Raw genomic sequence first — 26,374 nt, 5'->3', positions numbered from 1 at the left:
GCTCCAACCGTCCTGGCCCGCGCCCAACTGGACTGACCTGCGGGGACGGTACCAGTACGGAACACCGCCGCCGTACCGGCCCGGATCATGGACCGGGCCGGCGGCGGACGCTCAGACCGCCAGCACCTCGGCAAGGATCCGCGCCGCCCGTTCCGCGTCGGCGAAACCGACGTACAGCGGGGTGAAGCCGAAGCGCAGGACGTCCGGACGACGCAGGTCGCCGACCACACCGCGCTCGATGAGCGCGCGCATCACCGCTTCCGTCTCGTCCGCGTTCTCGCACCGCAGCGAGACCTGGCTGCCGCGCTCCGCGTGGGCGGCCGGGGTGACCGGTACGACCCGGCCCTCGGGGACGTACGCGGCGACGCACTCCAGGAAGAAGTCCGTCAGCGCCAGGGACTTGGCCCGCACGGCGTCCACCGGCACCCCGTCCCACACGTCCAGCGCCGCCTCCAGGGCCAGCATGGACAGGATGTCCGGGGTGCCGACCCGGCCCCGCACGGAACCGTCCGCGGGGGCGTACCCGGGGGTCATGGCGAACGGGTCGGCATGCGAGGTCCACCCGGGCAGGGGCGAGTCGAAAGCCTCCTGGTGGCGCGCGGCGACGTACAGGTAGGCGGGCGAGCCGGGGCCGCCGTTGAGGTACTTGTACGTGCAGCCGACGGCCAGGTCGACACCGTGCGCGTCGAGGCCCACCGGCAGCGCGCCGGCGCTGTGGCACAGGTCCCAGACGGCGAGCGCACCCGCCTCGTGGACGGCGGCGGTGAGACCGGGCAGGTCATGGAGCCGGCCCGTGCGGAAGTCGACGTGGTTCAGGAGCACGACCGCCGTACGGGGGCCGAGCGCGTCCCGCACGTCGGCCGGGTCGACAGGGACGACGCGGTGGCCCGTCATCCGGGCCGCCGACGCGGCGATGTACCCGTCCGTGGGGAACGTCGTCGCGTCGACCAGGATCTCGTCACGGCCGTCGCCCGCGAGACGGCTCGCTGCCACCACGGCCTTGAAGACGTTCACGCTGGTGGAGTCGCCCACCACGATCTGTCCGGCACCCGCACCGACCAGCGGGGCGATCCGGTCGCCGATCCGCTCGGGCGCGGTCCACCAGCCGCTCCCGTCCCAGGAGCGGATGCGCAGGGAGCCCCACTCGCGGGTGATGACGTCCTGCATGCGCGCGGGGACGTGGCGGGGCAGCGCGCCCAGCGAGTTGCCGTCGAGGTAGACGGTGTCGTCGAGTGTGAACAGCTCGCGCAGTGCGGCGAGTCCGTCGGCGGAGTCGAGCGCCTCGGCGCGCTCCTTGAAGTCAGACATGGCTGCGCGCCGTCCAGAGCTCGGGGAACACACTCTTCGTCGCCCGCTTCTCCAGCCAGGCGACCCCGGCCGATCCGCCGGTGCCCGTCTTCGATCCCATCGCCCGCCGGGTGGCGGTCAGGTGGTCGTTGCGCCAGCGCCACACGAGCTCGCCGACGTCGGTCAGCACCTCGCCGAGCCGCACGAGCTCGGCGTTCTGGTCGGCGTCGGCGTAGATCTCCGCCCAGACTGCCTCGACCGCGGGGGACGGCTCGTACTTCTGCGACAGGTCACGCTCCAGCACCGACCGGGGCACGGCGTATCCGCGCCGGGCCAGCAGGGCGAGCGTCTCGTCGTACAGACCGGGCTCCTGGAGCGCCTTCTCCAGCTCCGCGTGGACACGGGGCGCGCCCCGGTGCGGCACGAGCATGGAGGCGGACTTGTCGCCCAGCAGGAACTCCATCCGCCGGTACATCGCCGACTGGAAGCCGGACCCCTCGCCGAGGGAGCCCCGGTAGGAGTTGAACTGGGCGGGGGTGAGGCCGGCGAGCGGCTTCCAGGACGCGTTCAGCGCCTCCAGCTCCCGCAGCGAGCGCTTCAGGGCGTCGCGGGCGACCGGTATGCGGTCCTCGCGCAGGGCGTGCGCCGCCGTCTCCCACTCATGGACGATGACCGTGAACCACAGCTCCATGACCTGGGTGGTGACCAGGAAGACCATCTCGCCGGGATCGTCCGAGCGCAGGTGCTGGAGGTGGGTCAGGACGTCCGCCTGGACGTAGTCCTCGTACGGCGTCGTTCCCGCGAAGTCCAGGTGCGGGGTCTCCGCACCGGTGGCTTCGGGGTCGGGGTGGAACGTAGACATTGCTGTCTCCTCGACACGAGCTTCCGGGTAGCGGTCCGCCCCTTCCTCCGAGGGTGGGTGGAGCTCCGGTCCCCTGCTCGGCATCCTAACGGCCTTCCGGAGAACGCGTCGGGCCCCGCGGGCTGCTGCCCGCGGGGCCCGGAAGGCGGGGCCGGACCTCAGCCCAGGATGTCGGCGGCGGTCTGCGAGGAGTCGCGCAGGAACGTCGAGCAGCGCTCGTACTCGTCCTGCTCACCGATCGCCTGCGCGGCGCGCGCGAGGGCGTGCAGGGCACGCAGGAAGCCCCGGTTCGGCTCGTGCTCGAACGGGACGGGGCCGTGGCCCTTCCAGCCCGCGCGGCGCAGCGCGTCCAGGCCGCGGTGGTAGCCGGTGCGCGCGTAGGCGTAGGACTCGACGACCCGGCCGCCCTCGAACGCCTCGTCGGCGAGCTGCGCCCAGGCCAGCGAGGACTTGGGGTACTTCGCCGCGACATCGGCGGGGGCGGTGCCGGCCGCGAGCAGCTCACGCGGCTCCGGGTCGTCGGGCAGGTGGGTCGGGGCAGGGCCCCCGAGCAGGTTCTCGTGGATGGACATGGCTCAAGTGTGCCCGGACCCGGGCTCCGGCTCCAAGGGCGGGGCCGTGACCCCGCAGTGCGTCGAACACGCGGGCCGGGTCTCGGGCCGGGCCGCGGGAGACGCCCGCACGGCCCACCAGGCGATCACCGATCCCGCCACCAGCAGACCGGCGCACATCGGCATGGCCCGCCGGAAGGTCGAGGCGAACTCCCCCGCGTCCCGGTACGCCTCCGGGCCCATCCCGGCCAGCAGGGGGAGCGCGGCCACCGCGAGCAGCCCGGCGGCCCGCGCCGCCGCGTTGTTGATGCCGCTGGCGAGCCCGGCCCGCCCGGTGTCCACGGCGGCCAGCACCGTCGCGGTGAGCGGGGCCACCAGGGTGACCATGCCGACCCCGAGGACCAGCACCGCGGGCAGTACGTCCAGGAGGTAGGAGGCGCCGGGACCGACCCGCAGCATCAGCAGCATCCCGGCGGCCGCCAGCAGCGGGCCGACGGTGAGCGGGATCCTCGGTCCGATGCGCCGCCCGAGATCCCCGGCCGACGCTGAGAAGAGCAGCATCAGCACCGTGGTGGGCAGCAGCGCGGTGCCCGCGCCGAGCGCCGAGTAGCCGGCGACCACCTGGAGCTGGATCGCGGACAGGAAGAAGAACCCGCCGAGGGCCGCGTACACGCAGAACGTGACGATGTTGACGGCGGTGAACTGCCGCGACGCGAAGATCGAGGGCGGCACCATGGGGTCCGCCCGCCGCCGCTCCACCCGTACGAAGGCCGCTCCCAGCACCACGCCACCGAGAGCCGCGCCGATCACCAGGACGGACGCGCCCTGCTCAGGCACCTCGATCAGCGCGTAGGTGACCAGGGCGAGTGCGAGCGCCGCGAGGGCGGCGCCGAGGACGTCGAAGCGGCCGTGGGCGTCCGGGTCCCTGGATTCCGGCACATGGCGCAGGGCGACGGGCACGCAGACGGCGGCGAGCGGCAGATTGAGCAGGAACACCCACCGCCAGCCCGGCCCGTCCACCAGCCATCCCCCGAGGAACGGCCCTACGGCCGCCCCCACCCCGCCGAGCCCGGACCAGAGCCCCACGGCGCGGGCCCGGTCGTCGGGATGGAAGCTGGCCTGGATGATCGCCAGCGATCCGGGTGTGAGCAGGGCGCCCCCGACCCCCTGCAACGCCCGCGAGGCCACCAGCACCTCCGCGTTCGGCGCGATCCCGCACAGCAGCGAGGCGGCGGCGAACCAGACCACGCCGACGACGAACACCCGGCGCCGTCCGAACCGGTCCCCGAGCGCGCCGCCGAGCAGGATCAGCCCCGCCAGGGTGAGCATGTAGGCGTTGACGGTCCACTGCAGGGCGGCCAGATCGGTGCCGAGGTCCTGGCCGATGCGGGGGAGAGCCACGTTGATGACCGTGGAGTCCAGCAGGGCCATGCTCGACCCGAGCACGGTGGTCAGGACGACCCAGCGCCCCAGGGGCGAGGCGACCCGGATACCGCCCTCGTCCGTACCGTCCGTACCGTTCGCGTCAGTCATACGAGCAGCATCATCGCTGCCCGGCCCGAGGGCCATCCACCGCGCTCACCCGGCCGTGGGACACGGCGCGTCCGACGCGGGACGGCGGGCCGGAGGGGCCGCACGGCTCCCGCCTACGCCCGCACCGTCCTCAGCCCCCGCACCAGGGCCGACACCCCCGCCTCGGCCTTGCTCCGCGGGCATCCCACGTTGAGCCGCAGGAATCCGGGCGCCCCGTACACCGAACCCGGCATGATCGCGACCTTCTCCCGCTCGATCAGCACCCGCTGCAGCGCCTCCTCGTCCACACCCAGGGGACGCAGATCGATCCACGCCAGGTAGCCGGCCTGCGGCGCGACCCACGCGAGCTCCGGGAACTCCGCGTCCAGCCGCCGCGCGACCATCGCCAGATTCCCCGCGACGTACGCGCGGACCGCGTCCAGCCAGGCCGCGCCCTCCCGGTACGCCGCGATGTGGGCGGTCAGCGAAAGCACCGCGGGCGAGGCGAGTCCCTCGGCCGTCTCCATCCGGCGCAGGTACTCCGCACGGTCCGCGGGTTCGCCGACGATCCCGTACGAACCGGTCAACGCCGGGAAGTTGAACGACTTCGACGCGGAGGTGATGACCGCCCAGCGCCCGCCGGCCCGGCCTCCACCGTCACCCGCGTCGGCATCGTCGGCGATCCGGGCGTACGGGACGTGCACATGGCCGTCATGGACGAAGTCCGCATGGATCTCGTCGCTGATCACGGCCACACCGTGGCGACGGGCCAGCTCCGCCATCTCCCGGAGCTCGGTCTCCGTCCACACCCGCCCCGTCGGGTTGTGCGGCGAGCACAGCACCAGCACCTTCGAGTCGGCCCGCGCCAGCTCGCGTTCCAGGGCTGCAGTGTCCCCCACCGGCACGCCCCGCAGCTCCCGCCCGAGCCCGAGGATCGCCTTGCGGAAACCGTCGTACGTCGGGGTGTGGACGACCACGCCCTCGCCCTCGGACGTCCACATCTGCAGCAGCTGCGAGAGCTGGCTGAGCACGGACGGGCCGTAGACCAGCCTGCCGGTGTCGAGGTCCGTGCCGTACCGGGTTCCGTACCAGTGGGCCACGGCCGACAGGAAGTCGTCCTGCTGCCAGGTGGTGTAGCCCAGCACCCCGTGGTCCAGGCGGGCACGCAGCGCGGCCAGGACCTCGGGCGCGGTCTCGAAGTCCATGTCGGAGATGGTGAAGGGCAGCAGCCCGTCGACCCCGAAGCGGTCCGCGACGCCGTCCCACTGGACGCACCAGGTACCCCGGCGGTCGATGACGGTGTCGAAGTCGTAGCGCGCAGACGTGCTCACAGCGGTTCCCTCACTCCCTTCGGACATGGGGCGGGCCCGGTTCCCCGAAGGGAGACCGGGCCCGCCGTACGTCCGTGACGTACTTACTTCAGCTTGGTGCCGGCGGAACGCAGGTTGGCGCAGGCCTCCGTGACGCGCACGGCCATGCCGCCCTCGGCGGACTTGCCCCAGCTACGCGGGTCGTAGACCTTCTTGTTGCCGACCTCGCCGTCGACCTTCAGCACGCCGTCGTAGTTGCGGAACACGTGGTCCACGATCGGGCGGGTGAAGGCGTACTGGGTGTCGGTGTCGAGGTTCATCTTCACGACGCCGTTCTCCAGCGCGGTGGCGATCTCCTCGGCCGTGGAGCCCGAGCCACCGTGGAAGACGAAGTCGAACGGCTGGCTGCCGGCGGGCTTGCCGTACTTGCCGGAGACACCCTCCTGCAGGTCCTTGAGGAGCTCCGGACGCAGGACGACGTTGCCCGGCTTGTAGACGCCGTGGACGTTACCGAAGGACGCTGCCAGCAGGTAGCGGCCCTTCTCGCCCAGGCCAAGGGCCTCGGCGGTACGCAGCGCGTCGTCGACGGTCGTGTACAGCTCGTCGTTGATCTCGTGGGTGACGCCGTCCTCCTCGCCACCGGTCGGGGTGATCTCGACCTCAAGGATGATCTTGGCGGCGGCGGCCTTGGCCAGCAGCTCCTGGCCGATGGACAGGTTGTCGGCGAGGGTCTCGGCCGAGCCGTCCCACATGTGCGACTGGAACAGCGGGTTCAGACCCTTGGCGACGCGCTCCGCGGAGACGTCGAGCAGCGGACGTACGTATGCGTCCAGCTTGTCCTTGGGGCAGTGGTCGGTGTGCAGCGCGACCGTGATGTCGTACTTGGCGGCGACGATGTGCGCGAACTCGGCGAGGGCTACGGCGCCCGTCACCATGTCCTTGTTGTACTGGCCGCCCAGGAATTCGGCACCACCGGTGGAGATCTGGACGATGCCGTCGCTCTCCGCCTCCGCGAAGCCGCGCAGCGCAGCGTGCAGGGTCTGGGTCGACGTCACGTTGATGGCCGGGTAGGCGAACTTCCCTGCCTTCGCCCGGTCGAGCATCTCGGCGTAGACCTCGGGGGTTGCGATGGGCATCTGTCCGCTCCTTGGGATGTGCGGGTGTTCAGGCTTGGTCCCTGACCTGGGGGCGACGTCATCGTCGCCCTCATCTTCCCAGACTCTCGCTTCGGCTCCACGCTGACCGTCGAGTAGCGCCCCCTGTTTCACGTGAAACGGGGGGCGCTCCAGGGAAGCGCCAGGTCAGGCCAGGTCGAGATCCGCCACGGAGTAGACGTGGACGTACGGGAGACCCGCCTCGGCGATCGCCGGGGCGGCACCGCGCTCCACGATCACGGCGACGGCCACGACCTCACCGCCCGCCTCGCGCACCGCTTCGACCGCGGTGAGCGGCGAGCCACCGGTCGTCGAGGTGTCCTCGACAACGAGGCAGCGACGGCCCTTGACGTCCGTGCCCTCGATACGGCGCTGCATCCCGTGTGCCTTCTGGGCCTTGCGGACGACGAACGCGTCCAGGCTCTTCCCGCGGGCCGCCGAGGCGTGCAGCATCGAGGTGGCCACCGGGTCGGCGCCCAGCGTCAGGCCGCCGACGCAGTCGTAGTCCAGCTCGGCGGTGGCGTCGAGCATCACCTGTCCGACCAGCGGCGCGGCCTTGCCGTCCAGCGTGATCCGGCGCAGGTCGATGTACCAGTCGGCTTCCAGCCCCGAGGAGAGGGTCACCTTGCCGTGCACCACGGCCTTGTCCTTGATCTGCTGGAGCAGCTCAGCGCGTACGTCAGTCATGTCAACGAGGGTAAGCGCTGCCGTGGAGGGTCAGAGCCGCGCCCAGCTCCAGGTCGTCGTGATCTCCAGGGGCTCGATCGGGGTGACGAGCCGGGGGGCGGTGTTCAGCCCGTTCGGCGGTCCGGACTGCGGCTCGACGCAGACCGCCTCCGCCTGCTCGTCGTAGATCACCACCCACTCGTCCCGGCTCCGGACGGTCAGCTCCAGCTGCTCGGGCCAGGTGAGCTTCACGTCGACGCCCGCGGGCATCCCGAAGCAGTCGTCCCACGGGCCGGGCAGCGGGTCGATACGGCGGCCGGTCGGCAGGTGGTTGTCGCCCCGCTCCTCCTGCCACTCCGCGTCGAAGGCCATCCGCACGTCCTGGCCGCCGAGGTTGCGGAGGAACCAGGGGTGCCACCCGGCCTGCGCGGGGAAGGAATCGCCGTAGGTCTCGATGCCGAGACTCAGGGTCAGCGACTCCTCGGTCAGCTCGAAGGTCTGTGTCACCCGGCCCTCGTACGGCCACGGGTCGGCCAGGTCGTAGAAGAAGGCCGCCTCCGAATCGCCCTGCCGGGCCTGCTTCCAGGAGGTGTCGCGGCCGGTGCCGTGGATGGCGTGCGGCGGGGAGTTCAGCGGCATCCGGTGCACCGCGCCGCCATTGCGGAACTGGCCGTTCTCGGTACGGCCGCACCACGGCACCATGGGGAAGCAGCCGTACCGCTCGCCCTGGCGCAGCAGTTCGGTCCCCCCGATCCGCAGGCTGCTGATGCGGCAGCCGTGCACGGGGTCAACGGTCAATTCGACGTCGCCGGCGGTCAGCCGGGCGTTCTTCGCAACTCTGCTCACCCCCCGACACTACTGGCGCGGGGCCTCCCCTACGGCCTCCTGCGCCGCAGAGCCCTGCCCACCACCACGGCGGAGGCGATCGCCAGGGCGGCGGCCGGAGCTGCCCAGCGCAGGGTGATGCCCGCGGCGCCGGCCTCGGGCGACGGAACGGGGGCATACCGGCCGCGCGGCGGGGCGTGGTCGACCTCCTCCGTGCTGCGGCCGATCATGGTGCGGCGGGCGTGGGCGGCCTCGGCGGGTGGCTCGTCCGGCACGGTGAACTCCAGCTCTGCGGAAGGGTCGAGCGACGGCGGCGGCACGGGCGCGTCGAACACGGACTCCTTGTCCGCGGACCCGTTGTCAGCGGATGGCGTGTTCGCTGACGGCGTGTCCGCGGAGGGCGGCTCGGCGGGCCCGGAGGCCTGCGGCTCGCCCGGCGCGTCGGGGGAGGGCGCGTCGGAAGCGTGCCCGGCATCGGGCTCCGGTGCCGAGGACTCCTCCGCGGCGTCCACAGCCGCATCGGACCCGGAGCCATCGGGCCCAGCCGCATCGGACCCGGGCCCGTCCGACTCCGCCGACAGGGACTCCGTCACCAACTGCTGCGTAAAACGGTCCAGCAGCCGCTGCGCCGCGGTGAGTGCCGTGGATGCGTCCAGGTCCACGATGCGCCCGTCACCACTCGCCGTGCCGCTGTATCCGATCGTCGTCCCACCGTCCGTCTCCGTGAGACCGATGGTCAGGGCCAGCTTCGCCGAGCCTCCGCCCCGGGCCTCCGTCCCCTCCCCGCCGACGGAGAAGGTGGCACCGCCGTCGGACGCCCGCAGCGCCAGTGCCCCGCGATACGTGATCGTGTGGCCGCCGGCCCGGAATTTCAGCCGGCCCGCCAGCGGACCCGCCGACGAGTCGGCGTCCTGCTGGAATCCCGGCACGCAGCGTGCGACGCGGGCGGGATCGGCCAGCGTCCGCCGAAGGGCCGGGACCGGAACCGGAACGAACACCTCATGCTCCATACCTACCGAGCCTACTCAGCCCCGGCCGTCCCGTCAGCGCTTCCACGCCCCGTGCACCCGCGCGCACCGCACCCGGCCGTGCCGCACCCGCGGATCCTCTCAGTACCGCGGGTGGACCAGCGTCGACGGCAGCGCCCCGTGCTGCCGGACCTTCTCCACGGCACGCCGGCCGGTCAGCAGCTCCCGCTCCCCCAGCGTCCGCAGGGCAGGCGCCCCCGGGTCCATGCCGAGCCGGCCCACCGTCCTGCGGGCTGCGAGGACGAACCCCCAGTCCCGCGGCGCCTTCGCTCCGCCCGTGACCCGGTCCGGGCCGGCGGCGAAACCCGTGAGGCGCCCGCCGACACCGTAGGGCCGGGTCGCCAGGCCGCCCGCCCGTACCGACGCCTCCACCGTCCAGAACGTCGTCGGCCTGCTGCTCGGCGGTCCCGCGTGCACCACCAGCCGGCCGTCCGGCTCCAGCGCCCCGGCGACCAGACCGTAGAACTCGGCGGAGTACAGCTTCGTACTCGCGGTGATCTCCGGGTCGGGCAGGTCCGAGATCACCACGTCGTAGCGGTCCCGGGACGTCCGCAGCCAGGTGAAGGCATCCCCGGCGACCGTAGACAGCCGGGGGTCCTCCAGGGCGTGTCCGTTCAGCCGGGAGAGCGCCGGGTCCGTGCGCGCCAGCCGGGTGACGGCCGGATCGAGCTCGACCACCACGACGGACGTGACGTCCGGATAGCGCAGCACCTCACGGGCGGCCAGTCCGTCGCCCCCTCCCAGGATCAGCACCCGCCGGTGGGCCCCCTTCATCGCCGGATGCACGAGCGCCTCGTGGAAGCGGTACTCGTCCCGGGAGCTGACCCTCAGCCGCCCGTCCAGATAGAGATCCAGCGCACCGCTCCCCGGACCGGTGAGGACGATCTCCTGCAGATCCGTCTGCACGGCGACCCGCACCTCGTCCCCGTACACCGCTCGCCGCGCCGCCCGCTCGAAGTCGTCGACCAGGACGGAGGCCGTGGCCAGCAGGGCGATCACCAGACCGTTCACCACGACGAGCAGCCAGCGTGAGCGCGGGTTCAGGTCGCGCCGGAACACCCACAGCACCAGCGCGAGGCCCGCCGCCGCGTTGACCGCACCGGTGAACAGCGCCCCGGTCAGCTGTCCCATCATCGGCAGCAGGAGGAACGGGAAGGCCAACCCGCCCACCAGCGCGCCCACGTAGTCGGCGGCGAAGAGGTCGGCCACCGCCCCGCCCGCGTCCTGCCTGTCGACCCGCTGGATCAGCGTCATCAGCAACGGGATCTCCGCGCCGATCAGGATCCCGATCGCGAGCGAGAAGCCCACCAGCGCGTAGCGCGACTCACCGAGCCAGGCGAAGGAGGCGTACAGGATGAGCGCCGAGGAACCGCCTACGAGGGCGAGAGCCGCCTCCAGCAGACCGAACCCCACTGCGGCCCGGGTGCGTAAACGTTTCGCGAGCAGGGACCCGATGCCCATCGCGAACACCATCACTGACAGCACGACCGAGGCCTGGGTGACGGAGTCACCGATGAGGTAGGAGGCCAGCGCGACCAGTTCCAGCTCGTACACCAGGCCGCACGCGGCGCAGACGAAGACCACCGCCAGCACGAGGAACCTGCCGGTCCTCGGCCGGACGGGAAGCCGTGGCGCGCCCCCTCGCAGCGGCGTCTGCTGGTCGATCATGAAACGAACGCTACGTGACGGGACGGTTGCCGCTTGTCACCCACAAGGGTGTAAGTGATGCGCACCGGGCAAGACACGCACCACGCGTGAGGACTCGCACACTCCCCCTCACGACACCCCCGCCGGAATGTGCGCCCCCACCCTCGTCCGGGTCACCACCAACTGCCCCTCCTGCGGATACGCGTGCCAGGTGCGCCAGCACACCTCGCCGCCCGTCCGCTGCGCGAGCATGGCGGTGAAGGCGTACGGACTGCCGGGGAACGTCCCCGCCAGGCCGTGCGGATGATCGGCCACGAGCGCGAGCAGCTCCTGCGCGCGCCCCGCGAACGAGCCCTGGGAGAGCGTCTCGACGCGCGCCGCGAACTCGTAGTCCCAGTCACCCACACTCTCGGCGACGCCCAGCGGCAACGGCGTGCTGCTGCCCGGCAGGCAGGCGACGGTCTCGGAGCAGGTGCGCCCCTCCTCCTCCAGCAGCACCTGGTGGGAGGCACCGAGCAACCTCAACTGGACTTTCGCGCCGCTCAGTTCGAGGTCGAGTACGGCGAGTGCGGGCAGCGGCTCCCGCCCGAGCGCCCACGCCAGGTCGGCGGCTCGGGTGTCGGAATAGGCGGTCTGGAGGGTCGTGAGCATGGATCGGCTCCGCAAGACACACAGGTACACATGGACAGGAGGTACCCCCGTGCGGGACACGCGGGGAGTGGGAGCCCTATCCGGTCCAACTGGGGCCCGGGGGCTGAATGTTCTCTACATCGATGCAATCACGAAGTACGTCGCGCTCACAGTGTTTTTACCCAACTTGCCGTGGTTTCCATCCCTCAGGGGGCAGGACGGTTCACCTGTTCCCGCGCCCAACGAAAAGGTGCCCGGCGGGAGTTAGACCCCACCGGACACCTCAGGCACACCCGCCCCGTCCCTCCGTACGGGAGGAAGGGCCTCTCTCAGTTGCCGCCGCCTCCGCCGCAGCCTCCGCCGCCTCCGCCGCAGCTGCTGCCACCCCCGCAGGAGTGCCCGCCGGAGTGGCCACCGCCGGAGTCGCCACCGCCGGAGTCACCGCCGCTGTCGCCGGCCCACCAGCTGTTCCCCCCGCCTCCCCCGCCGCTGTCCGAGCCTCGGCGCCCAGCCCGCCCGGACCGGCCGACGGACGGCTTCTTCCGGCCACCCGAAGCCAGCGCGGCGATCCCCACCACCACGATCACCAGAAACACGATGAAGAACAGCAACTCCATCGACCTCACATCCTTCTGTCCCCCGAAGCGAGGTCCCCGCTTCTTGACTGACCGTTGGATTCCCGCGCCCCGCCGGGCCCAAAGCAGACTTGAGCAACTCCAGAGCTTCGGCACAGGATGGCGGCATGACACACGGACGCCCGCTCCTCAACCGCCGCCTCACCGAGTTCGGCACGACGATCTTCGCGGAGATGTCCGCGCTGGCCGTGCGGACCGGATCGATCAATCTCGGCCAGGGTTTCCCCGACACCGACGGGCCCGAGGAGATCCGCGAGGCCGCGGTCCGCGCCCTGCGCGCCGGTCACGGCAACCAGTACCCACCGGGGCCCGGCGTCCCCGAGCTGCGCTCCGCGATCACGGAGCACCAGCGGCAGCACTACGGGCTGGAGTACGACCCCGACACCGAGGTCCTGGTCACCACGGGCGCCACGGAGGCGGTCGCCGCCTCCCTGCTGGCCCTCCTGGAGCCCGGGGACGAGGTCATCGCCCTGGAGCCCTACTACGACTCGTACGCCGCCTGCATCGCCATGGCCGGCGGCACGCGCGTCCCCGTCACGCTCCGGCCCCACGAGGGCGCCTACCGGCTCGACCTGGACGAACTGCGGGCCGCCGTCACGCCCCGCACCCGGCTGATCCTGCTCAACACCCCGCACAACCCGACCGGCACCGTGCTGACCCGCGACGAGCTCGCGGCCGTCGCCGCACTCGCCTGCGAGCGGGACCTCCTCGTCGTCACCGACGAGGTCTACGAGCACCTCGTCTTCGAGGGCGAGCACATCCCCCTCGCGTCCTTCCCCGGCATGCGGGAGCGCACGGTCACCATCAGCAGCGCCGGCAAGACGTTCTCGCTCACGGGCTGGAAGATCGGCTGGATCACCGCGAGCCCGGAGCTGGTCACCGCGGTCCGCTCCGCCAAACAGTTCCTGACGTACGTCTCCGGCGGCCCGTTCCAGTACGCCGTCGCCGAGGCCCTGCGGCTGCCCGACAGCTACTTCGACGGCCTGCGCACGGACCTGCGCGCCAAGCGGGATCTGCTGAGCACGGGTCTCGCCGAGGCCGGCTTCGAGGTGTACGAGCCCGCCGGGACGTACTTCGTCACCACCGACATCCGACCGCTCGGCGAGACGGACGGCTTCGCCTTCTGCCGGGCGCTCCCCGAGCGCTGCGGGGTCGTCGCCGTCCCCAACGCGGTCTTCTACGACCACCGCGAACAGGGCGCGCCCTTCGTGCGCTTCGCGTTCTGCAAGCGGACCGACGTCCTCACCGAGGCCGTGTCCCGGCTGAAGGGCCTCGGGGCGGGCTGAGCGGACATGGCGGAGGCCCGGGACAGGGTGCCGGCCTCACCCGGCCGGGCCCCGTCCCGGGCCTCCGTCGTACGTCCGTGCCGGATCAGGCGTCCGGGGCCTGCTCCGTGCCGCTGTCGCCCTCGGTCTCCTTGTCGGCGACCTCCAGGCCGAGGCGCTCCACGAGCCACTTGTCGAACTCGATCGAGGCCCGCACCCAGCTGACCGTCGAGGAGACGAAGTGCTCCAGGCTGACACCGGTGCCGATGAGCATCTGCGCCTCACCGACCAGCCGCACGGAGCCCGCGGCGCCCTCCTCGCCCTCGTGGGCGTGGGTGTAGACCTTGGGCCAGAGGGTGCGGCGGTTCCAGTCGTCGATCGCGTCGAGCAGGACGGGACGCTGGTCCAGGTCGTGGGGGCGGTCGTAGAAGGTCCGGACCGAGAAGACCTGCTGCTCCTCCTCACCGCGGAACATGAAGTACGTCCGGAAGTCTTCCCACGGCGCGGCGAGGTCGCCCTCGTCGTCGACGACGAACTTCAGCTCCATCTGCTCGAGAAGCTGCTTGACGAGGTCCTGGTCGGGGACCACGGGGCCCTCGGGTCCTGTCGCCTGCGGTTCGGGCTGGCCCCCGAAGTTGGGGATCGAGGACGGGTCGATAGACATCGCTGGGTACTCCTGTGGATCGCACGTGGTTTCCTGGCTCCGACACTAGCCGCGATCGCGGCCGGTAGTCCTACGCGCTCAGGGGAATCGTCCCTGCGCTCGTTCCCCTGGCCCGCGACCAGGAAACCGCGACGAGGAGGGCGAGGAGCGTTCCCACGAGTCCGGCCCCCCCGATCGTGTGCGCCGAGGACCCGGAGAGCTCCGCCGCGAGACCGCCCCCCGCGACGCCGATGCCCTGCATGGCGGTCAGCCCCGACCTCGCCAGGCCCAGTGCCTGACCGCGCTGGTCGGCGGGGGTGAGCAGGACGAAGGTCGCGCCCGCGGTGATCTGGTACGCGGAGCAGACGCCCGAGACCAGCAGCACCAGCAGGGCCACGCCCACCCCGGGGCCGGCCCAGTAGACGACCAGCGGAAGGTTCGCGCCCACCGCGAGCGGCCCGAGCAGGCGCCGGCGCCGCTCGGCGTCGAACACCGGGCGCCCCAGGAGTGCCGCACCGAGGACCATCCCGGCGGGGTGGGCCGCGAGCAGAAGGCCGACCGAGGCGGCGCCCGCTCCGGCCTCCTCCGCGAAGGGGGCGGCAAGGCCCTCCGGCAGCACGATGAACCCGGCGAGCCAGCCGAGCGCGACCAGCGACCGCAGCCTGGGGTCCGACCAGATCAGCGCGGCCGCCTTCCCCACCTGGGTGTGCATGCGCTTCGGCGCCGCGTCGGCGGCCGCGTCCACCGGACGCGCCTTCACACCCAGCCTGATCAGCACCGCGGAGAACAGGAAGGTCAGCGCGTTCAGCCCCAGGGCGAGGTGGCTTCCGAGCCACACGACGAGCACCCCGCCGACGGCGAAGCCCACCAGCTGTCCCGCCTGGTGGGTGATCATCATGACCCGCTGCCCCCGCTCGTACAGGCGCCCGCCGAGGACGACCGGCATGAGGGCACCCTGCGACGCCCCGAAGGGCGCCTCGGCGAGCTGTGCCAGCACCAGCAGGCCCGCCAGCAGCGGCAGGGGCGTGCCGGGCAGGGCCATCAGTCCGACGAGGACCGCGCGCACCAGGTCGCACCCCATCATGACCGTGCGCCGGGGGAAGCGGTCGGCGAGGCCGGAGAGCAGCACCCCGGACAGCAGGGCGGGCAGGCTCGTCAGTGCGTAGGTCGCCGCGGTCCAGCCCGCCGACTCGGTGCGGTCGAACACCAGTAGGGACAGCGCCACCCGTGCCAGCTGGTCGCCCAATACGGACTGGGCATATGCCGCCCACAACGTACGAAATTCGCTCAGGCGAATGAGGCCGGCACTTCCGTCGTCCTTCGGCTCCGCACTCGCCTCACCGGGTATTCGCTCCGTCATGCGCGTACCTTACCGGTTCCCCAATTCGGTACGGACGCCCTCATCACTGGGGTGAAAAGAGCCCCGGAGCGTCCCGGTACAACGTGCGTTCAATCGCTCGCGCGACCTCCGCCCCGGCCACGGGCAAGGGCGAAGATATGTATCGGCCCGGTACAAAAAACGACGGGGCGAACCGTGCCGCATACGCCGTTCAGCCATGGAATGGAAATTTTCGGCTCAAATTCACAGGCGACCCGAAGGGGCGATGCATGCCACATACACACATCAAATAAGGCCGGGTGGCACACAGATGTCCCCGGCCGGGACGCGAGGACGTCCGGCCGGGGACACCGGGAACCGCCTACAGGGTCTTCTCCACCGCCGCGGGACCCACGATCAGTCCGTCACCGGCCCGGTCCACCCGGACCGTGTCGCCGTCCCTGACATCGCCGGCGAGGATCTCCTTCGCGAGCCGGTCGCCGATCGCTGTCTGGATCAGGCGGCGCAGCGGCCGGGCTCCGTACGCCGGGTCGTTGCCCTCCTCGGCCAGCCAGGCGAGGGCGTCCGGTGTGACGTCCAGCCGGATGCGGCGGTCGGCCAGCCGGCCGGCGAGACGGGCCACCTGGAGCCCCGCGATGTGGGCCAGCTCGTCCCCGGAGAGGGCGGAGAAGACGACCAGGTCGTCGAGCCGGTTGAGGAACTCCGGCTTGAACGAGGCGCGTACGACGTCCAGCACCCGCTCCTTCTTCACCTCGGGCCCGGTCAGGGGGTCGACCAGGAACTGGCTGCCCAGGTTCGACGTGAGGACCAGGATGGTGTTGCGGAAGTCCACCGTCCGGCCCTGCCCGTCGGTGAGCCGGCCGTCGTCGAGCACCTGGAGCAGGATGTCGAAGACCTCGGGGTGGGCCTTCTCGACCTCGTCCAGCAGCACGACGCTGTACGGGCGGCGGCGCACCGCCTCCGTGAGCTGGCCGCCCTCCTCGTAGCCGACGTAGCCGGGCGGGGCCCCGACGAGCCGGGCGACGCTGTGCTTCTCGCTGTACTCGCTCATGTCGATGCGGATCATGGCCCGCTCGTCGTCGAACAAAAAGTCCGCGAGCGCCTTGGCCAGCTCCGTCTTACCGACCCCGGTCGGGCCGAGGAAGAGGAACGAACCGGTGGGCCGGTCGGGGTCGGCGATCCCGGCGCGGGTGCGGCGAACGGCGTCCGACACGGCCCGCACGGCCTCGCTCTGCCCGATGAGCCGCCTGCCCAGTTCGGACTCCATGCGCAGGAGCTTCTGGGTCTCGCCCTCCAGCAGGCGTCCGGCCGGGATGCCGGTCCACGCGCCGACGACGTCGGCGATGTCGTCCGGGCCGACCTCCTCCTTGACCATGGTGTCGACGGCAGCCTCCTGCTCGGCCTCGTCCGCCTCGGCCAGCTCGCGCTCCAGTCCGGGGATCTCCCCGTAGAGCAGCTTGGACGCGGTGTCGAAGTCACCGTCGCGCTGGGCACGCTCGGCCTGGCCGCGCAGCTCGTCGAGGCGCTCCTTGAGCTCACCGACGCGGTTCAGGCCCTGCTTCTCCTTCTCCCAGCGGGCGGTGAGACCGCGCAGCTCCTCCTCCTTGTCGGCGAGGTCGCGGCGGATCTTCTCCAGCCGCTGCTTGGAGCCCTGGTCGGTCTCGTTCTTGAGCGCCAGCTCCTCCATGTGCAGCCGGTCAACGGAACGCTGGAGCTCGTCGATCTCCAGGGGCGAGGAGTCGATCTCCATGCGGAGCCGCGAGGCCGCCTCGTCGACGAGGTCGATCGCCTTGTCGGGGAGGAAACGGGAGGTGATGTAGCGGTCCGAGAGGGTCGCGGCGGCCACCAGCGAGGAGTCGGCGATCTGGACCTTGTGGTGCGCCTCGTAGCGGCCCTTGAGGCCACGCAGGATCGCGATGGTGTCCTCGACGGAGGGCTCGGCGACCAGGACCTGCTGGAAGCGGCGCTCCAGGGCGGGGTCCTTCTCGATGCGCTCGCGGTACTCGTCGAGCGTGGTGGCGCCGACCATGCGCAGCTCACCGCGGGCGAGCATCGGCTTCAGCATGTTGCCCGCGTCCATCGCCGAGTCCCCGCCGGCGCCCGCGCCGACGACGGTGTGCAGCTCGTCGATGAAGGTGATGATCCGGCCGTCGCTCTCCTTGATCTCGGAGAGGACGGTCTTGAGTCGTTCCTCGAACTCACCGCGGTACTTGGCACCCGCGACCATCGCACCCAGGTCCAGCGAGACGAGCCGCTTGTTCCGCAGGGACTCGGGGACGTCGCCCTTGACGATGCGCTGGGCGAGTCCCTCGACCACCGCGGTCTTGCCGACGCCGGGCTCACCGATGAGCACGGGGTTGTTCTTCGTGCGGCGCGACAGCACCTGCACGAGGCGGCGGATCTCCTGGTCACGGCCGATGACCGGGTCGAGCTTGCCCTCGCGTGCGGCAGCCGTGAAGTCGGTGCCGAACTTCTCCAGCGCCTTGTACTGGCCTTCGGGGTCGGGAGTGGTCACCCGGCGCCCTCCCCTGCTCTTCTCGAATGCGTCCAGCAGCTTCTTCGCGCCGGCTCCCTGCCCGTCGAGGATCTCACCGGCACGGCCGCCCTTCGCCGCCACGGCGATCAGCAGGTGCTCGGTGGAGAGGTAGTCGTCGCCGAGCTCCTTGGCGCGCCGGTCGGCGTCCGCGAGGACGGCGAGCAGCTCACGGCTCGGCTGGGGCGGCGCGACGGTCGATCCGGTGACGCTGGGCAGCGCGCCGAGCAGCCTCTCGGTCTCCTCGCGCACGACCACCTGGTCCGCCTCGACGGAGGCCAGCAGGTCGGTGATGTTGGCGTTGTCCTCGCCCGCGAGCAGCGCCAGCAGCAGGTGTCCGGGGGTCAGGTCCGGATGTCCGTCCTTGACGGCCCTGGCGGTGGCCGCGTTGAGGGCGTCCCGGCTCTTGTTGGTCAGCTCGGCGTCCACGGGCGCTGTCTCCTCCTCGTTCGGGGTTCTTCTCGGAACTTTGACTCGAACAACGGGTACAAAGTTGAGTCTATTCCACTCAAGGCTGCTCCGGCACCTCCCCGGGCCACCCCCGGGCCCTCTCTCTAGGCTGACCTCATGCCTGACGTACGCAACCCCGGCCCCGAGTACCTCGCCTTCTGGCGCGAGCGCCACGTGTGCACCCTGACCACCCTCCGCCCGGACGGCACACCGCACGTGGTGCCCGTCGGCGTGACCTACGACCCGGAGACGCGGATCGCCCGTGTCATCACGGGCGGGAACACCAGGAAGGCCGCCCACGTCCTGGCGGCGGGCCCGGAGGGGGCACGGGTCGCGGTCTGCCAGATGCAGGGGCGCCGCTGGGCGACCCTGGAAGGCCGCGCGGTGGTGCGTACGGAGCCCGAGGAGGTCGAGGACGCGGTACGCCGCTACGCGGAGCGCTACGAACGCACGCCGCGCCACAACCCGGAACGGGTCGTCATCGAGATCGCCGTGGACAGGGCGCTCGGAAAGGGCTGAGGAATTCAGGCCCGGAAATTCCGGTGGGATTCCGGGCAGCACAGCGGCGCCACCGTGTTCAGGTCACGATGGCGCCGCTGTGTGGGGGAAGTGCCGGAACGATATGGAACGACGGGGGAATCGTTCAGGCACTGCGGGGGGTGGCGGAAATGGTTTCTGATTCGAACAGCTCGTGGTCACGCTGATCGAGATTCACGAAAATCATGCCGTACCGCACGGCACATCGAACAGGCTGGGGCGCTCCGCGGGGCCGGCGAAGACAGCGATAGGCGCGGATGTCGTCATCCGTTTCCATCACGACGACGATCGGCTCCCCGAACAGGGTGACCATCAACGAATCGCCCTGGCGGGTAAGTGCCGTGAGCAGATCGATGAAATGCCACCCTGAGCGGTACGCCGTGGCCATCTCCCGTCGGAAGGTTCGGTCGTCCGGCGGGGTGGTCATGCCGCAGGGCCGGTCGGAGCCACACCCCACGTGATGTCACCCGAGGTCGCACCCCAGGTGATGTCGGTCGGAGGCGCACCCCAGGTGATGTCGCCCGAGGCCACACCCCACGTGATGTCGGTCGGAGCCGCACCCCATGTGATGTCACCGGGCACTGCCGTCGCCTGCTCTGCCTGTGCAGCCCCCCAGGTGATGTCCTGGACACCCAACGCACCGTAGGCCAGGGCCCCCACGAAAGCCGTGGCAAGCACCGAGCGAAGCATTCGCTTAGACATTTCGGCTTCGTCCTCACTTGATGGATTCATCTCCCCCGCTCTCAAGACGATGTCTCACGCGGACACGCAAGCACCACTGGATCGATGCATCATGTTCTTGCACGTTCAGGAACATGGGGGGTGGAGATATGGATACATGCGACTCAAATGGGGCGCATCGGCACGGGATCACCCAACTATGCGATGCGGGGCAGCGCCTCTACGCGAGCGCGCTGCGCTCCGGCCGCATACCGCGTTCGGAGGTGGAGCCCGCTCCGTGCCTGATGGACTTCGCCCTGCTCCACCCCGACCCCGACGACGCCGACTGGCTACGCCCCGTGCCGCCGTCGGCGGCCCTCGCCCAGCGGCTGCACCCCATCGAGAGGGAGATCCAGGAGCGCCGGCGCCATTCCCTGGAGCTCACCGAGTCCTTCGAACCTTTCATGGACATCAGCGCGCAGGATCCGCCCACGACTCACGCAATCACCGTGCTCGAAGGCGGCACCCGCATCAACGCGGCCATCGACGTGGCCACGGCCGAATGCCGCAGCGAAGTGCTCACCGTGCAGCCCGGAGGGGTTCGCAGCGAGGACATCCTCAGCAAGGGGCTGGAGCGCGGCACGGCCGTGGTGGACCGCGGAGTCAGCATCCGCACCCTCTACCAGCACACGGTCCGCCATCACCACGGGACGTTCGCGTACGCGGAGCGGCTCGCCGAGGGCGTCGAGATCCGCACGCTGGAGGAACTCGTGCAGCGCATGCTCATCTTCGACCGCGCCGTCGCCTTCATCCCTGCCCAGGACGACCTGACGGTCGCACTCGAACTGCGGCACCCGGGTCTCGTCTCCTACCTGATCAACGTCTTCGAGCAGCTCTGGCAGCGTGCCACCCCGCTGCTGGAGGACGTCTCGTACACACCGACCCCCGCCGGAATCAGCGGGGTACAGCGCTCCATCGCCCAGCTGCTGGTCGAGGGGCACGTCGACGATTCGATAGCCCGCCGGCTCGGCATGAACGTCCGCACCTGCCGGGCGCACATAGCGAAGCTCAACGCGGCCCTCGGCAGCGGCAGTCGGGCTCAGCTCGGCTACCTCATCTCACAGTCAGGAATCCTGGACCAGAAGAACTGACGGCCGAGGCCCCGCCGGAGCGAGGCGCCGCCGCTCCGTGACGAGCGGCAGGCCGGGCGCCCGGGCGGGCTCCCACGGCCACAACACGTCCACACTCCACCCGAACACTAGGCTTCCGCCACCGGCAACTTGTTGCAGCGCACAAAGCGGGGGGCTCCCAGATGGGAACAGAACCGGTGCAACCGCCGCACAACCACAGCCCGAGAGAACTCTGCGCCCCCGGACTGGATCTGTACGAACGGGCCCTGCGCCAGGGGCGGATCGCCCGCTCCGATCTCGACGCGGCACCGTGCCTGACCGACGGGGCGCTGGTGCAGCCCGATCCCTGGGACGAGGAGTGGTTCCGTCCCGTCCCGCCCTCGGCGGCCCTGGCCCGCCTGCTGCAGCCGCTCACACGCGAGATCGACGAGCGTGTGGAGCGGACCCTCGGCCTGACCCGGTCCCTGGCCCCCCTGGCCGCCATAGCCAACGGCGACCCCCATCTGGCCATCACCATGCTGGAAGGTCCCGAGGCGATACGGACGGCCATCCACGAGGCCACCGCCCAGGCCACGGACGAAGTCCTCACGGCGCAGCCGGGGAGCACACGGCCCCGCACCACCCTGCGCACGGCCCTGGACAACGCCAGGACCGCCATCGCCCGGGGCGCCGGGCTCCGTCACATCTACCAGCACCCGGCGCGTTACAGCACGCAGGTCAGGGACTACCTGCGACAGGTGCCCGCGGAGTCCCTCGACGTCCGGACCACCGAACTGACCGTGGAGCGGCTGCTCATCTTCGACCGCAGGGTGGCCTTCATCCCGGCCACCGCCGACCGCAGCACGGCACTGGAGATCCGCCACCCCGCTCTCGTCCGCTACCTCGTCCAGGTCTACGAGGTCCTCTGGACGCAGGCGACCCCGCTCGCCCGGCCGCTCCCCACGACCACCCCGGGAATCCAGGTCACGGCCGTCCAGCAGAGCATCGCCCGGCTCCTCAGCCAGGGCCATGTCGACGACGCGGTGGCACGCAAGCTGGGCATCAGTGTCCGCACCTGCCGCGCTCACATCGCCAAGCTGATGCAGGCACTCGGCGCCGACAGCCGCACCCATCTCGGGGCCCTCATCGTGCGGTCAGGCATCGTGGACGAGACCGGCGCCGCCCCGGGCACACGGAAAGGGCCCGCATCCGAGTCATGAGACTCGATGCGGGCCCTTGCCCTGCCGGCTCAGTCCTTCGGCCTCTTGGGCCGCCAGACCACCAGCGCGCTCGTCTGCTGCACGTCCTGGTACGGCACCAGGTCCCGCCGGTAGGAGGCGTGCACCTGGGCCTCACGCTGCTGCATGGCCACGGCCGCGCCGTCCACCGCCGCGGAGAGCTCGGCGACGCGCTGCTGGAGCGCGGCAACCTGGTTCTCCAGCTCGATGATCCGCTTGATGCCCGCGAGGTTGATGCCCTCGTCCTGCGACAGCTGCTGCACGGTGCGCAGCAGTTCGATGTCACGGGCCGAGTAGCGCCGGCCGCGCCCGGCCGTACGGTCGGGCGAGACCAGGCCGAGACGGTCGTACTGGCGCAGTGTCTGCGGGTGCAGGCCCGAGAGCTGGGCCGCGATCGAGATCACGTAGACCGGTGATTCGTCGGTCAGCTGGTACGGATTGCGTCGACGGCCGTCCATCTCAAGCTCCCTTCGCAGCCTGGAACAGCTCCGCCCGCGGGTCCTCCCCCGCGGTCGCCTTCCGGTAGGCCTCCAGTGCGTCCTGAGCGTCCGCGCCGAGGTCCGTGGGCACGGACACCTCGACGGTGACCAGGAGGTCGCCCCGGGTGCCGTCCTTGCGCACGGCGCCCTTGCCGCGGGCCCGCATGGTACGTCCGTTGGGCGTGCCCGCCGGGAGTTTCAGGGTGACCGGGGGCCCGCCGAGCGTGGGGACCTTCACCTCACCGCCGAGCGCCGCCTCCGGGAAGGTGACGGGCACGGTGACGGTGAGGTTGTCGCCCTTGCGTCCGAACACCGGGTGGGCGTCGACGTGGACGACGACGTAGAGGTCGCCGGCAGGTCCGCCGCGCTCGCCCGGGCTGCCCTTGCCGCGCAGCCTGATCCGCTGGCCGTCCGACACCCCCGCCGGGATCCTGACCTGCATCGTGCGGGCGGACTTCGCCCGGCCGCTGCCCTTGCAGACGTCGCAGGGGTCCTGGGCGATGAGGCCCCGGCCCTTGCAGTCCACGCAGGGATCGGTCAGCGAGAAACCGCCGCCGGTGCCGCGCGACACCTGGCCGGTGCCGACGCACGTCGGGCAGACCCTCGGGGTGCCGTTCTTGTCGCCGGTGCCCGAACACGCCTTGCAGGGAGCCTGGCTGGACATCCGCAACGGGACCGTGGCCCCGTCGACCGCCTCGGTGAAGCTGAGCGTCACCTCGGACTCGATGTCCTGGCCGCGCCGCGGCTGGACACGTGTGCCCGCACCGCCACGGTTGAACAGTCCGCCGAAGACGTCCCCCAGGCCGCCACCGCCGCCACCGCCGAACCCACCGGCGCCGGCGTTCTGGCCACCGCCCGGGGCACCTCCGAAGAGGTCGCCCAGGTCGAAGTTGAAGTTGCCGCCCGCACCGCCGGGACCCGCCCGGAAGCCTCCGCTGCCGAAGAGGGCGCGCGCCTCGTCGTACTCCTTGCGCTTCTTGGGGTCGCCGAGGACGTCGTTCGCCTCGGAGATCTCCTTGAAGCGCTCCTCGGCCTTGGCGTCACCCTTGTTGGCGTCCGGGTGGTACTCGCGGGCGAGCTTCCGGTACGCCTTCTTGACCTCGGCGTCGGTGGCGTCCTTGGGGACGCCGAGAACCTTGTAGTAGTCCTTCTCGACGAAGTCCTTCGTGCTCATCGACGTCCCTCCTTCCGGACGATCGGCCGTGCGGCCGGCCCCGTGGCCGGCCGCACGCCCCGTCGGTGTTCACCGCAGTGGTCGGACGGAATGTCAGACCTCTTCGGTGCCACCGCTCTCCTCGTCGTCTGCCTTCTCTTCCTTCGCCGCCGCGGGCGTGGCGCCCGGCTGCGGCTCCGCCACGGCCACCCGCGCGGGGCGGATGGTGCGCTCCCCGATGCGATACCCGGGCTGCAGGATCGCCACGCAGGTCGTCTCGGTGACGTCCGGCGCGTACGAGTGCATCAGGGCCTCGTGGATCGTCGGGTCGAAGGGCTCGCCCTCCTTGCCGAACTGCTGGAGGCCCAGCTTCGCGACGACCGTCTCCAGGGATTCGGCCACCGACTTGAACCCGCCGACGAGTTCGCCGTGCTCGCGGGCCCGGCCGACGTCGTCGAGCACCGGCAGGAGCTCGGTCAGGAGACCCGCTGCCGCGACCTCCTTGACCATGACCCGGTCGCGCTCGACGCGGCGGCGGTAGTTCTGGTACTCGGCCTGGAGCCGCTGGAGGTCGGCCGTACGCTCGTTGAGCGCGGTACGGACCTGGTCCAGCTGAGCCGTCAGTGCCGCTGTCTGCGGTACGTCCCCGGCCGGGGCCGCCGCCTCCTCGTCGGAGGGGGTGGCGGCCTTCGGCTCGGCGTCGTCGGAGCTCGCGCCGGAGGGGACGTCAGGCTTCTCGTCGAAGCCCGGAGTCTCCTCGGTCACGCCGCACCGCCCTTCGTGTCCTTCTCGTCGTCCACGATCTCGGCGTCGACGACGTCGTCGTCGGCCTTGCCCTGGGCGTCGCCCGGCGCCTCGGCACCCGGGGCCGCACCCTCGGACTGGGTGTTGGCGTACATCGCCTGGCCCAGCTTCTGGGAGACGGCCGCGACCTTCTCGGTGGCGGTGCGGATCTCGGCGGTGTCCTCGCCCTTGAGCTTCTCCTTCAGCTCGGTGAGCGCGGTCTCCACCTCCGTCTTCACGTCGCCGGGGACCTTGTCCTCGTTGTCCTTGAGGAACTTCTCCGTCTGGTAGACGAGCTGCTCGCCCTGGTTGCGGGACTCGGCGGCCTCGCGACGGCGGTGGTCCTCGTCGGCGTACTGCTCGGCCTCTTCGCGCATCCGGTTGACCTCGTCCTTCGGCAGCGAGGAGCCACCGGTGACGGTCATCTTCTGCTCCTTGCCGGTGCCGAGGTCCTTGGCAGCGACGTGCATGATGCCGTTGGCGTCGATGTCGAAGGCGACCTCGATCTGCGGCACACCACGCGGGGCCGGCGGCAGACCGGTGAGCTCGAACATCCCGAGCTTCTTGTTGTACGCCGCGATCTCGCGCTCGCCCTGGTAGACCTGGATCTGCACGGACGGCTGGTTGTCCTCGGCCGTCGTGAAGATCTCGGAACGCTTGGTCGGGATCGTGGTGTTGCGCTCGATGAGCTTCGTCATGATCCCTCCCTTGGTCTCGATGCCGAGGGACAGCGGGGTCACGTCGAGGAGCAGGACGTCCTTGACCTCGCCCTTGAGGACACCGGCCTGGAGCGAGGCGCCGATGGCGACGACCTCGTCCGGGTTCACACCCTTGTTGGCGTCCTGGCCGCCCGTGAGCTCCTTGACGAGCTCGGCGACGGCCGGCATACGGGTCGAGCCACCGACGAGAACGACGTGGTCGATCTCGGAGAGCTGGATGCCCGCGTCCTTGATGACGTTGTGGAACGGGTTCTTGCAGCGGTCCAGGAGGTCTGCGGTCAGCTGCTGGAACTGCGAGCGCGTGAGCTTCTCGTCCAGGTGCAGCGGGCCCTCGGCGGACGCCGTGATGTAGGGCAGGTTGATCGTGGTCTCGGTCGAGGACGAGAGCTCGATCTTCGCCTTCTCCGCGGCCTCGCGGAGACGCTGGAGAGCCATCTTGTCCTTGGACAGGTCCACGCCGTGGCCGTTGGCGAACTGCTTCACCAGGTAGTCGACGACCCGCTGGTCCCAGTCGTCACCACCGAGGTGGTTGTCACCGTTGGTGGCCTTCACCTCGACGACGCCGTCGCCGATCTCCAGGAGGGACACGTCGAAGGTGCCGCCACCGAGGTCGAAGACGAGGATCGTCTGGTCGTCCTTGTCGAGGCCGTACGCCAGGGCGGCGGCGGTCGGCTCGTTGACGATGCGCAGGACGTTGAGGCCCGCGATCTCACCGGCCTCCTTCGTCGCCTGACGCTCGGAGTCGTTGAAGTACGCCGGAACGGTGATGACCGCGTCGGCGACCTTCTCGCCCAGGTAGGACTCGGCGTCGCGCTTCAGCTTCTGCAGGATGAAGGCGCTCATCTGCTGCGGGTTGAAGTTCTTGCCGTCGATCTCGATCTTCCAGTCAGTGCCCATGTGGCGCTTGACCGAACGGATCGTCCTGTCGACGTTGGTGACTGCCTGGCGCTTCGCGACCTCGCCGACGAGCACCTCGCCGTTCTTGGCGAAGGCGACGACGGACGGCGTGGTCCTGGCGCCTTCGGCGTTGGTGATGACGGTGGGCTCGCCGCCTTCGAGAACGCTGACGACGGAGTTAGTCGTGCCCAGGTCGATGCCGACCGCACGTGCCATTTCAATTCCTCCAACTGACTACTTGAGTGGATCTGACTCAAGGATGCATGACACCCACCCCGGAGTCAAAGGACCTGAGCCACTTACGCTCAACTTATGTGCTCACACTTGCCCTGATCAGGCATTTCTTATGTTCGAGTGGTCACGACGGCGCACCGGAAGCGGCGGCGGGAGGCCGCTCCGACCCCGGGACCCGCGACACCTTCCCAGCGTGGCGCGCCGCACACACCCCACCCACCATCGCAC

25 protein-coding genes are annotated in these 26,374 nt (G+C 70.7%); 4 read left to right on the top strand and 21 right to left on the bottom strand.

Going from position 1 to position 26,374, the window contains the following annotated elements:
- Nucleotides 1-111 precede the first annotated feature (111 nt).
- The 12 genes from kynU to P8A20_RS19100 all read right to left on the bottom strand — a co-directional run bounded on the left by kynU (nt 112) and on the right by P8A20_RS19100 (nt 12,089).
- Nucleotides 112-1,308, bottom strand: coding sequence for a kynureninase (gene kynU, locus P8A20_RS19155; RefSeq protein ID WP_306103917.1), 1,197 nt, complete (start codon nt 1,306-1,308; stop codon nt 112-114).
- On the bottom strand, nt 1,301-2,149 hold the full coding sequence (locus tag P8A20_RS19150) for a tryptophan 2,3-dioxygenase family protein (RefSeq protein WP_014155398.1): 849 nt from the start codon (nt 2,147-2,149) through the stop codon (nt 1,301-1,303). Before P8A20_RS19150 ends, kynU begins: the two co-directional genes overlap by 8 nt.
- A gap of 158 nt (nt 2,150-2,307) precedes the next feature.
- On the bottom strand, nt 2,308-2,721 hold the full coding sequence (locus P8A20_RS19145) for a DUF3151 domain-containing protein (RefSeq protein ID WP_147958723.1): 414 nt from the start codon (nt 2,719-2,721) through the stop codon (nt 2,308-2,310).
- Nucleotides 2,722-2,724: 3 nt separating this feature from the next.
- Complete coding sequence (locus P8A20_RS19140) at nt 2,725-4,233, bottom strand: DHA2 family efflux MFS transporter permease subunit (RefSeq protein WP_306103916.1); 1,509 nt, start codon at nt 4,231-4,233, stop codon at nt 2,725-2,727.
- A 113-nt stretch (nt 4,234-4,346) separates the two neighbouring features.
- Nucleotides 4,347-5,570 carry a MalY/PatB family protein gene (locus P8A20_RS19135; protein ID WP_306103915.1) on the bottom strand — a complete coding sequence of 408 codons (1,224 nt, stop codon included), beginning with the start codon at nt 5,568-5,570 and terminating at the stop codon, nt 4,347-4,349.
- Nucleotides 5,571-5,626: 56 nt separating this feature from the next.
- On the bottom strand, nt 5,627-6,658 hold the full coding sequence (gene fbaA, locus P8A20_RS19130) for a class II fructose-bisphosphate aldolase (RefSeq protein ID WP_147958721.1): 1,032 nt from the start codon (nt 6,656-6,658) through the stop codon (nt 5,627-5,629).
- 165 nt (nt 6,659-6,823) lie between these two features.
- Nucleotides 6,824-7,363 carry an orotate phosphoribosyltransferase gene (gene pyrE / locus P8A20_RS19125; protein WP_147958720.1) on the bottom strand — a complete coding sequence of 180 codons (540 nt, stop codon included), beginning with the start codon at nt 7,361-7,363 and terminating at the stop codon, nt 6,824-6,826.
- Nucleotides 7,364-7,393: 30 nt separating this feature from the next.
- Nucleotides 7,394-8,188, bottom strand: coding sequence for an aldose epimerase family protein (locus tag P8A20_RS19120; RefSeq protein ID WP_147958719.1), 795 nt, complete (start codon nt 8,186-8,188; stop codon nt 7,394-7,396).
- 29 nt (nt 8,189-8,217) lie between these two features.
- Nucleotides 8,218-9,177 carry an SRPBCC domain-containing protein gene (locus tag P8A20_RS19115; protein WP_306103914.1) on the bottom strand — a complete coding sequence of 320 codons (960 nt, stop codon included), beginning with the start codon at nt 9,175-9,177 and terminating at the stop codon, nt 8,218-8,220.
- Nucleotides 9,178-9,276: 99 nt separating this feature from the next.
- Entirely contained in the window at nt 9,277-10,863 is a 1,587-nt protein-coding gene (locus P8A20_RS19110) for a polyamine aminopropyltransferase (RefSeq protein WP_147958717.1), read from the bottom strand.
- Between the two features lie 108 nt (nt 10,864-10,971).
- Nucleotides 10,972-11,493: a DUF2617 family protein gene (locus tag P8A20_RS19105; protein WP_147958716.1), complete on the bottom strand. Its 522-nt coding sequence runs from the start codon at nt 11,491-11,493 to the stop codon at nt 10,972-10,974.
- A 308-nt stretch (nt 11,494-11,801) separates the two neighbouring features.
- The gene (locus tag P8A20_RS19100; RefSeq protein WP_306103913.1) at nt 11,802-12,089 is read right to left on the bottom strand and encodes a hypothetical protein; all 288 of its coding nucleotides are present in this window, start codon (nt 12,087-12,089) and stop codon (nt 11,802-11,804) included.
- Nucleotides 12,090-12,214: 125 nt separating this feature from the next.
- Here P8A20_RS19100 and P8A20_RS19095 point away from each other — a divergent pair, with 125 nt between their 5' ends.
- Nucleotides 12,215-13,393, top strand: coding sequence for a pyridoxal phosphate-dependent aminotransferase (locus P8A20_RS19095; protein WP_147958715.1), 1,179 nt, complete (start codon nt 12,215-12,217; stop codon nt 13,391-13,393).
- 85 nt (nt 13,394-13,478) lie between these two features.
- Here P8A20_RS19095 and P8A20_RS19090 read toward each other — a convergent pair whose 3' ends face one another.
- From P8A20_RS19090 to clpB, 3 genes are all read right to left on the bottom strand, one after another.
- On the bottom strand, nt 13,479-14,036 hold the full coding sequence (locus tag P8A20_RS19090; RefSeq protein ID WP_147958714.1) for a type III secretion system chaperone family protein: 558 nt from the start codon (nt 14,034-14,036) through the stop codon (nt 13,479-13,481).
- Nucleotides 14,037-14,106: 70 nt separating this feature from the next.
- Entirely contained in the window at nt 14,107-15,375 is a 1,269-nt protein-coding gene (locus P8A20_RS19085) for an MFS transporter (RefSeq protein ID WP_306103912.1), read from the bottom strand.
- Between the two features lie 340 nt (nt 15,376-15,715).
- Entirely contained in the window at nt 15,716-18,316 is a 2,601-nt protein-coding gene (gene clpB, locus P8A20_RS19080; RefSeq protein ID WP_147958712.1) for an ATP-dependent chaperone ClpB, read from the bottom strand.
- Nucleotides 18,317-18,454: 138 nt separating this feature from the next.
- On the opposite strand from clpB, the gene P8A20_RS19075 reads away from it, so the two are divergent.
- Entirely contained in the window at nt 18,455-18,856 is a 402-nt protein-coding gene (locus P8A20_RS19075; protein ID WP_147958711.1) for a pyridoxamine 5'-phosphate oxidase family protein, read from the top strand.
- 124 nt (nt 18,857-18,980) lie between these two features.
- Here P8A20_RS19075 and P8A20_RS19070 read toward each other — a convergent pair whose 3' ends face one another.
- Together P8A20_RS19070 and P8A20_RS19065 are read right to left on the bottom strand one after the other, a co-directional pair.
- The gene (locus P8A20_RS19070; protein ID WP_147958710.1) at nt 18,981-19,301 is read right to left on the bottom strand and encodes a Rieske (2Fe-2S) protein; all 321 of its coding nucleotides are present in this window, start codon (nt 19,299-19,301) and stop codon (nt 18,981-18,983) included.
- A complete protein-coding gene (locus P8A20_RS19065) occupies nt 19,298-19,576 on the bottom strand; it encodes a 5'-nucleotidase (protein WP_147958709.1) in 279 nt (92 codons plus the stop codon). The genes P8A20_RS19070 and P8A20_RS19065 overlap by 4 nt, the downstream gene beginning before the upstream one ends.
- Nucleotides 19,577-19,839: 263 nt before the next feature.
- Here P8A20_RS19065 and P8A20_RS19060 point away from each other — a divergent pair, with 263 nt between their 5' ends.
- Nucleotides 19,840-20,685 carry a helix-turn-helix domain-containing protein gene (locus P8A20_RS19060; protein WP_109879918.1) on the top strand — a complete coding sequence of 282 codons (846 nt, stop codon included), beginning with the start codon at nt 19,840-19,842 and terminating at the stop codon, nt 20,683-20,685.
- A gap of 161 nt (nt 20,686-20,846) precedes the next feature.
- Nucleotides 20,847-21,863, top strand: coding sequence for a helix-turn-helix transcriptional regulator (locus P8A20_RS19055; protein WP_147958708.1), 1,017 nt, complete (start codon nt 20,847-20,849; stop codon nt 21,861-21,863).
- A gap of 29 nt (nt 21,864-21,892) precedes the next feature.
- On the opposite strand, the gene P8A20_RS19050 is transcribed toward P8A20_RS19055, so the two are convergent.
- The 4 genes from P8A20_RS19050 to dnaK form a co-directional block, all read right to left on the bottom strand.
- Nucleotides 21,893-22,339, bottom strand: coding sequence for a heat shock protein transcriptional repressor HspR (locus P8A20_RS19050; protein ID WP_014155378.1), 447 nt, complete (start codon nt 22,337-22,339; stop codon nt 21,893-21,895).
- Nucleotide 22,340: 1 nt separating this feature from the next.
- On the bottom strand, nt 22,341-23,534 hold the full coding sequence (gene dnaJ / locus P8A20_RS19045) for a molecular chaperone DnaJ (RefSeq protein WP_147958707.1): 1,194 nt from the start codon (nt 23,532-23,534) through the stop codon (nt 22,341-22,343).
- Nucleotides 23,535-23,627: 93 nt separating this feature from the next.
- Nucleotides 23,628-24,278 (bottom strand): nucleotide exchange factor GrpE, encoded by a 651-nt coding sequence (grpE, locus tag P8A20_RS19040; protein ID WP_147958706.1) that lies wholly within the window; start codon nt 24,276-24,278, stop codon nt 23,628-23,630.
- The gene (gene dnaK, locus P8A20_RS19035) at nt 24,275-26,128 is read right to left on the bottom strand and encodes a molecular chaperone DnaK (RefSeq protein ID WP_147958705.1); all 1,854 of its coding nucleotides are present in this window, start codon (nt 26,126-26,128) and stop codon (nt 24,275-24,277) included. The genes grpE and dnaK overlap by 4 nt, the downstream gene beginning before the upstream one ends.
- Nucleotides 26,129-26,374: the final 246 nt, after the last annotated feature.

Source organism: Streptomyces sp. Alt3, from assembly GCF_030719215.1.
Lineage (GTDB): Bacteria > Actinomycetota > Actinomycetes > Streptomycetales > Streptomycetaceae > Streptomyces > Streptomyces glycanivorans.
This window is presented reverse-complemented; position numbering and strand designations above follow the sequence as displayed.

Coding starts and splice junctions, on each gene's coding strand:
- P8A20_RS19110 (WP_147958717.1), bottom strand. CDS start 10,863: ATGATCGACCAGCAGACGCCGCTGCGAGGGGGCGCGCCACGGCTTCCC.
- P8A20_RS19050 (WP_014155378.1), bottom strand. CDS start 22,339: ATGGACGGCCGTCGACGCAATCCGTACCAGCTGACCGACGAATCACCG.
- P8A20_RS19055 (WP_147958708.1), top strand. CDS start 20,847: ATGGGAACAGAACCGGTGCAACCGCCGCACAACCACAGCCCGAGAGAA.
- dnaJ (WP_147958707.1), bottom strand. CDS start 23,534: ATGAGCACGAAGGACTTCGTCGAGAAGGACTACTACAAGGTTCTCGGC.
- P8A20_RS19100 (WP_306103913.1), bottom strand. CDS start 12,089: ATGGAGTTGCTGTTCTTCATCGTGTTTCTGGTGATCGTGGTGGTGGGG.
- P8A20_RS19060 (WP_109879918.1), top strand. CDS start 19,840: ATGGACTTCGCCCTGCTCCACCCCGACCCCGACGACGCCGACTGGCTA.
- P8A20_RS19095 (WP_147958715.1), top strand. CDS start 12,215: ATGACACACGGACGCCCGCTCCTCAACCGCCGCCTCACCGAGTTCGGC.
- P8A20_RS19075 (WP_147958711.1), top strand. CDS start 18,455: ATGCCTGACGTACGCAACCCCGGCCCCGAGTACCTCGCCTTCTGGCGC.
- P8A20_RS19065 (WP_147958709.1), bottom strand. CDS start 19,576: ATGTCTAAGCGAATGCTTCGCTCGGTGCTTGCCACGGCTTTCGTGGGG.
- pyrE (WP_147958720.1), bottom strand. CDS start 7,363: ATGACTGACGTACGCGCTGAGCTGCTCCAGCAGATCAAGGACAAGGCC.
- P8A20_RS19115 (WP_306103914.1), bottom strand. CDS start 9,177: ATGGAGCATGAGGTGTTCGTTCCGGTTCCGGTCCCGGCCCTTCGGCGG.
- fbaA (WP_147958721.1), bottom strand. CDS start 6,658: ATGCCCATCGCAACCCCCGAGGTCTACGCCGAGATGCTCGACCGGGCG.
- P8A20_RS19105 (WP_147958716.1), bottom strand. CDS start 11,493: ATGCTCACGACCCTCCAGACCGCCTATTCCGACACCCGAGCCGCCGAC.
- P8A20_RS19140 (WP_306103916.1), bottom strand. CDS start 4,233: ATGACTGACGCGAACGGTACGGACGGTACGGACGAGGGCGGTATCCGG.
- P8A20_RS19150 (WP_014155398.1), bottom strand. CDS start 2,149: ATGTCTACGTTCCACCCCGACCCCGAAGCCACCGGTGCGGAGACCCCG.
- dnaK (WP_147958705.1), bottom strand. CDS start 26,128: ATGGCACGTGCGGTCGGCATCGACCTGGGCACGACTAACTCCGTCGTC.
- P8A20_RS19070 (WP_147958710.1), bottom strand. CDS start 19,301: ATGACCACCCCGCCGGACGACCGAACCTTCCGACGGGAGATGGCCACG.
- kynU (WP_306103917.1), bottom strand. CDS start 1,308: ATGTCTGACTTCAAGGAGCGCGCCGAGGCGCTCGACTCCGCCGACGGA.
- P8A20_RS19085 (WP_306103912.1), bottom strand. CDS start 15,375: ATGACGGAGCGAATACCCGGTGAGGCGAGTGCGGAGCCGAAGGACGAC.
- P8A20_RS19135 (WP_306103915.1), bottom strand. CDS start 5,570: ATGTCCGAAGGGAGTGAGGGAACCGCTGTGAGCACGTCTGCGCGCTAC.
- P8A20_RS19090 (WP_147958714.1), bottom strand. CDS start 14,036: ATGTCTATCGACCCGTCCTCGATCCCCAACTTCGGGGGCCAGCCCGAA.
- P8A20_RS19145 (WP_147958723.1), bottom strand. CDS start 2,721: ATGTCCATCCACGAGAACCTGCTCGGGGGCCCTGCCCCGACCCACCTG.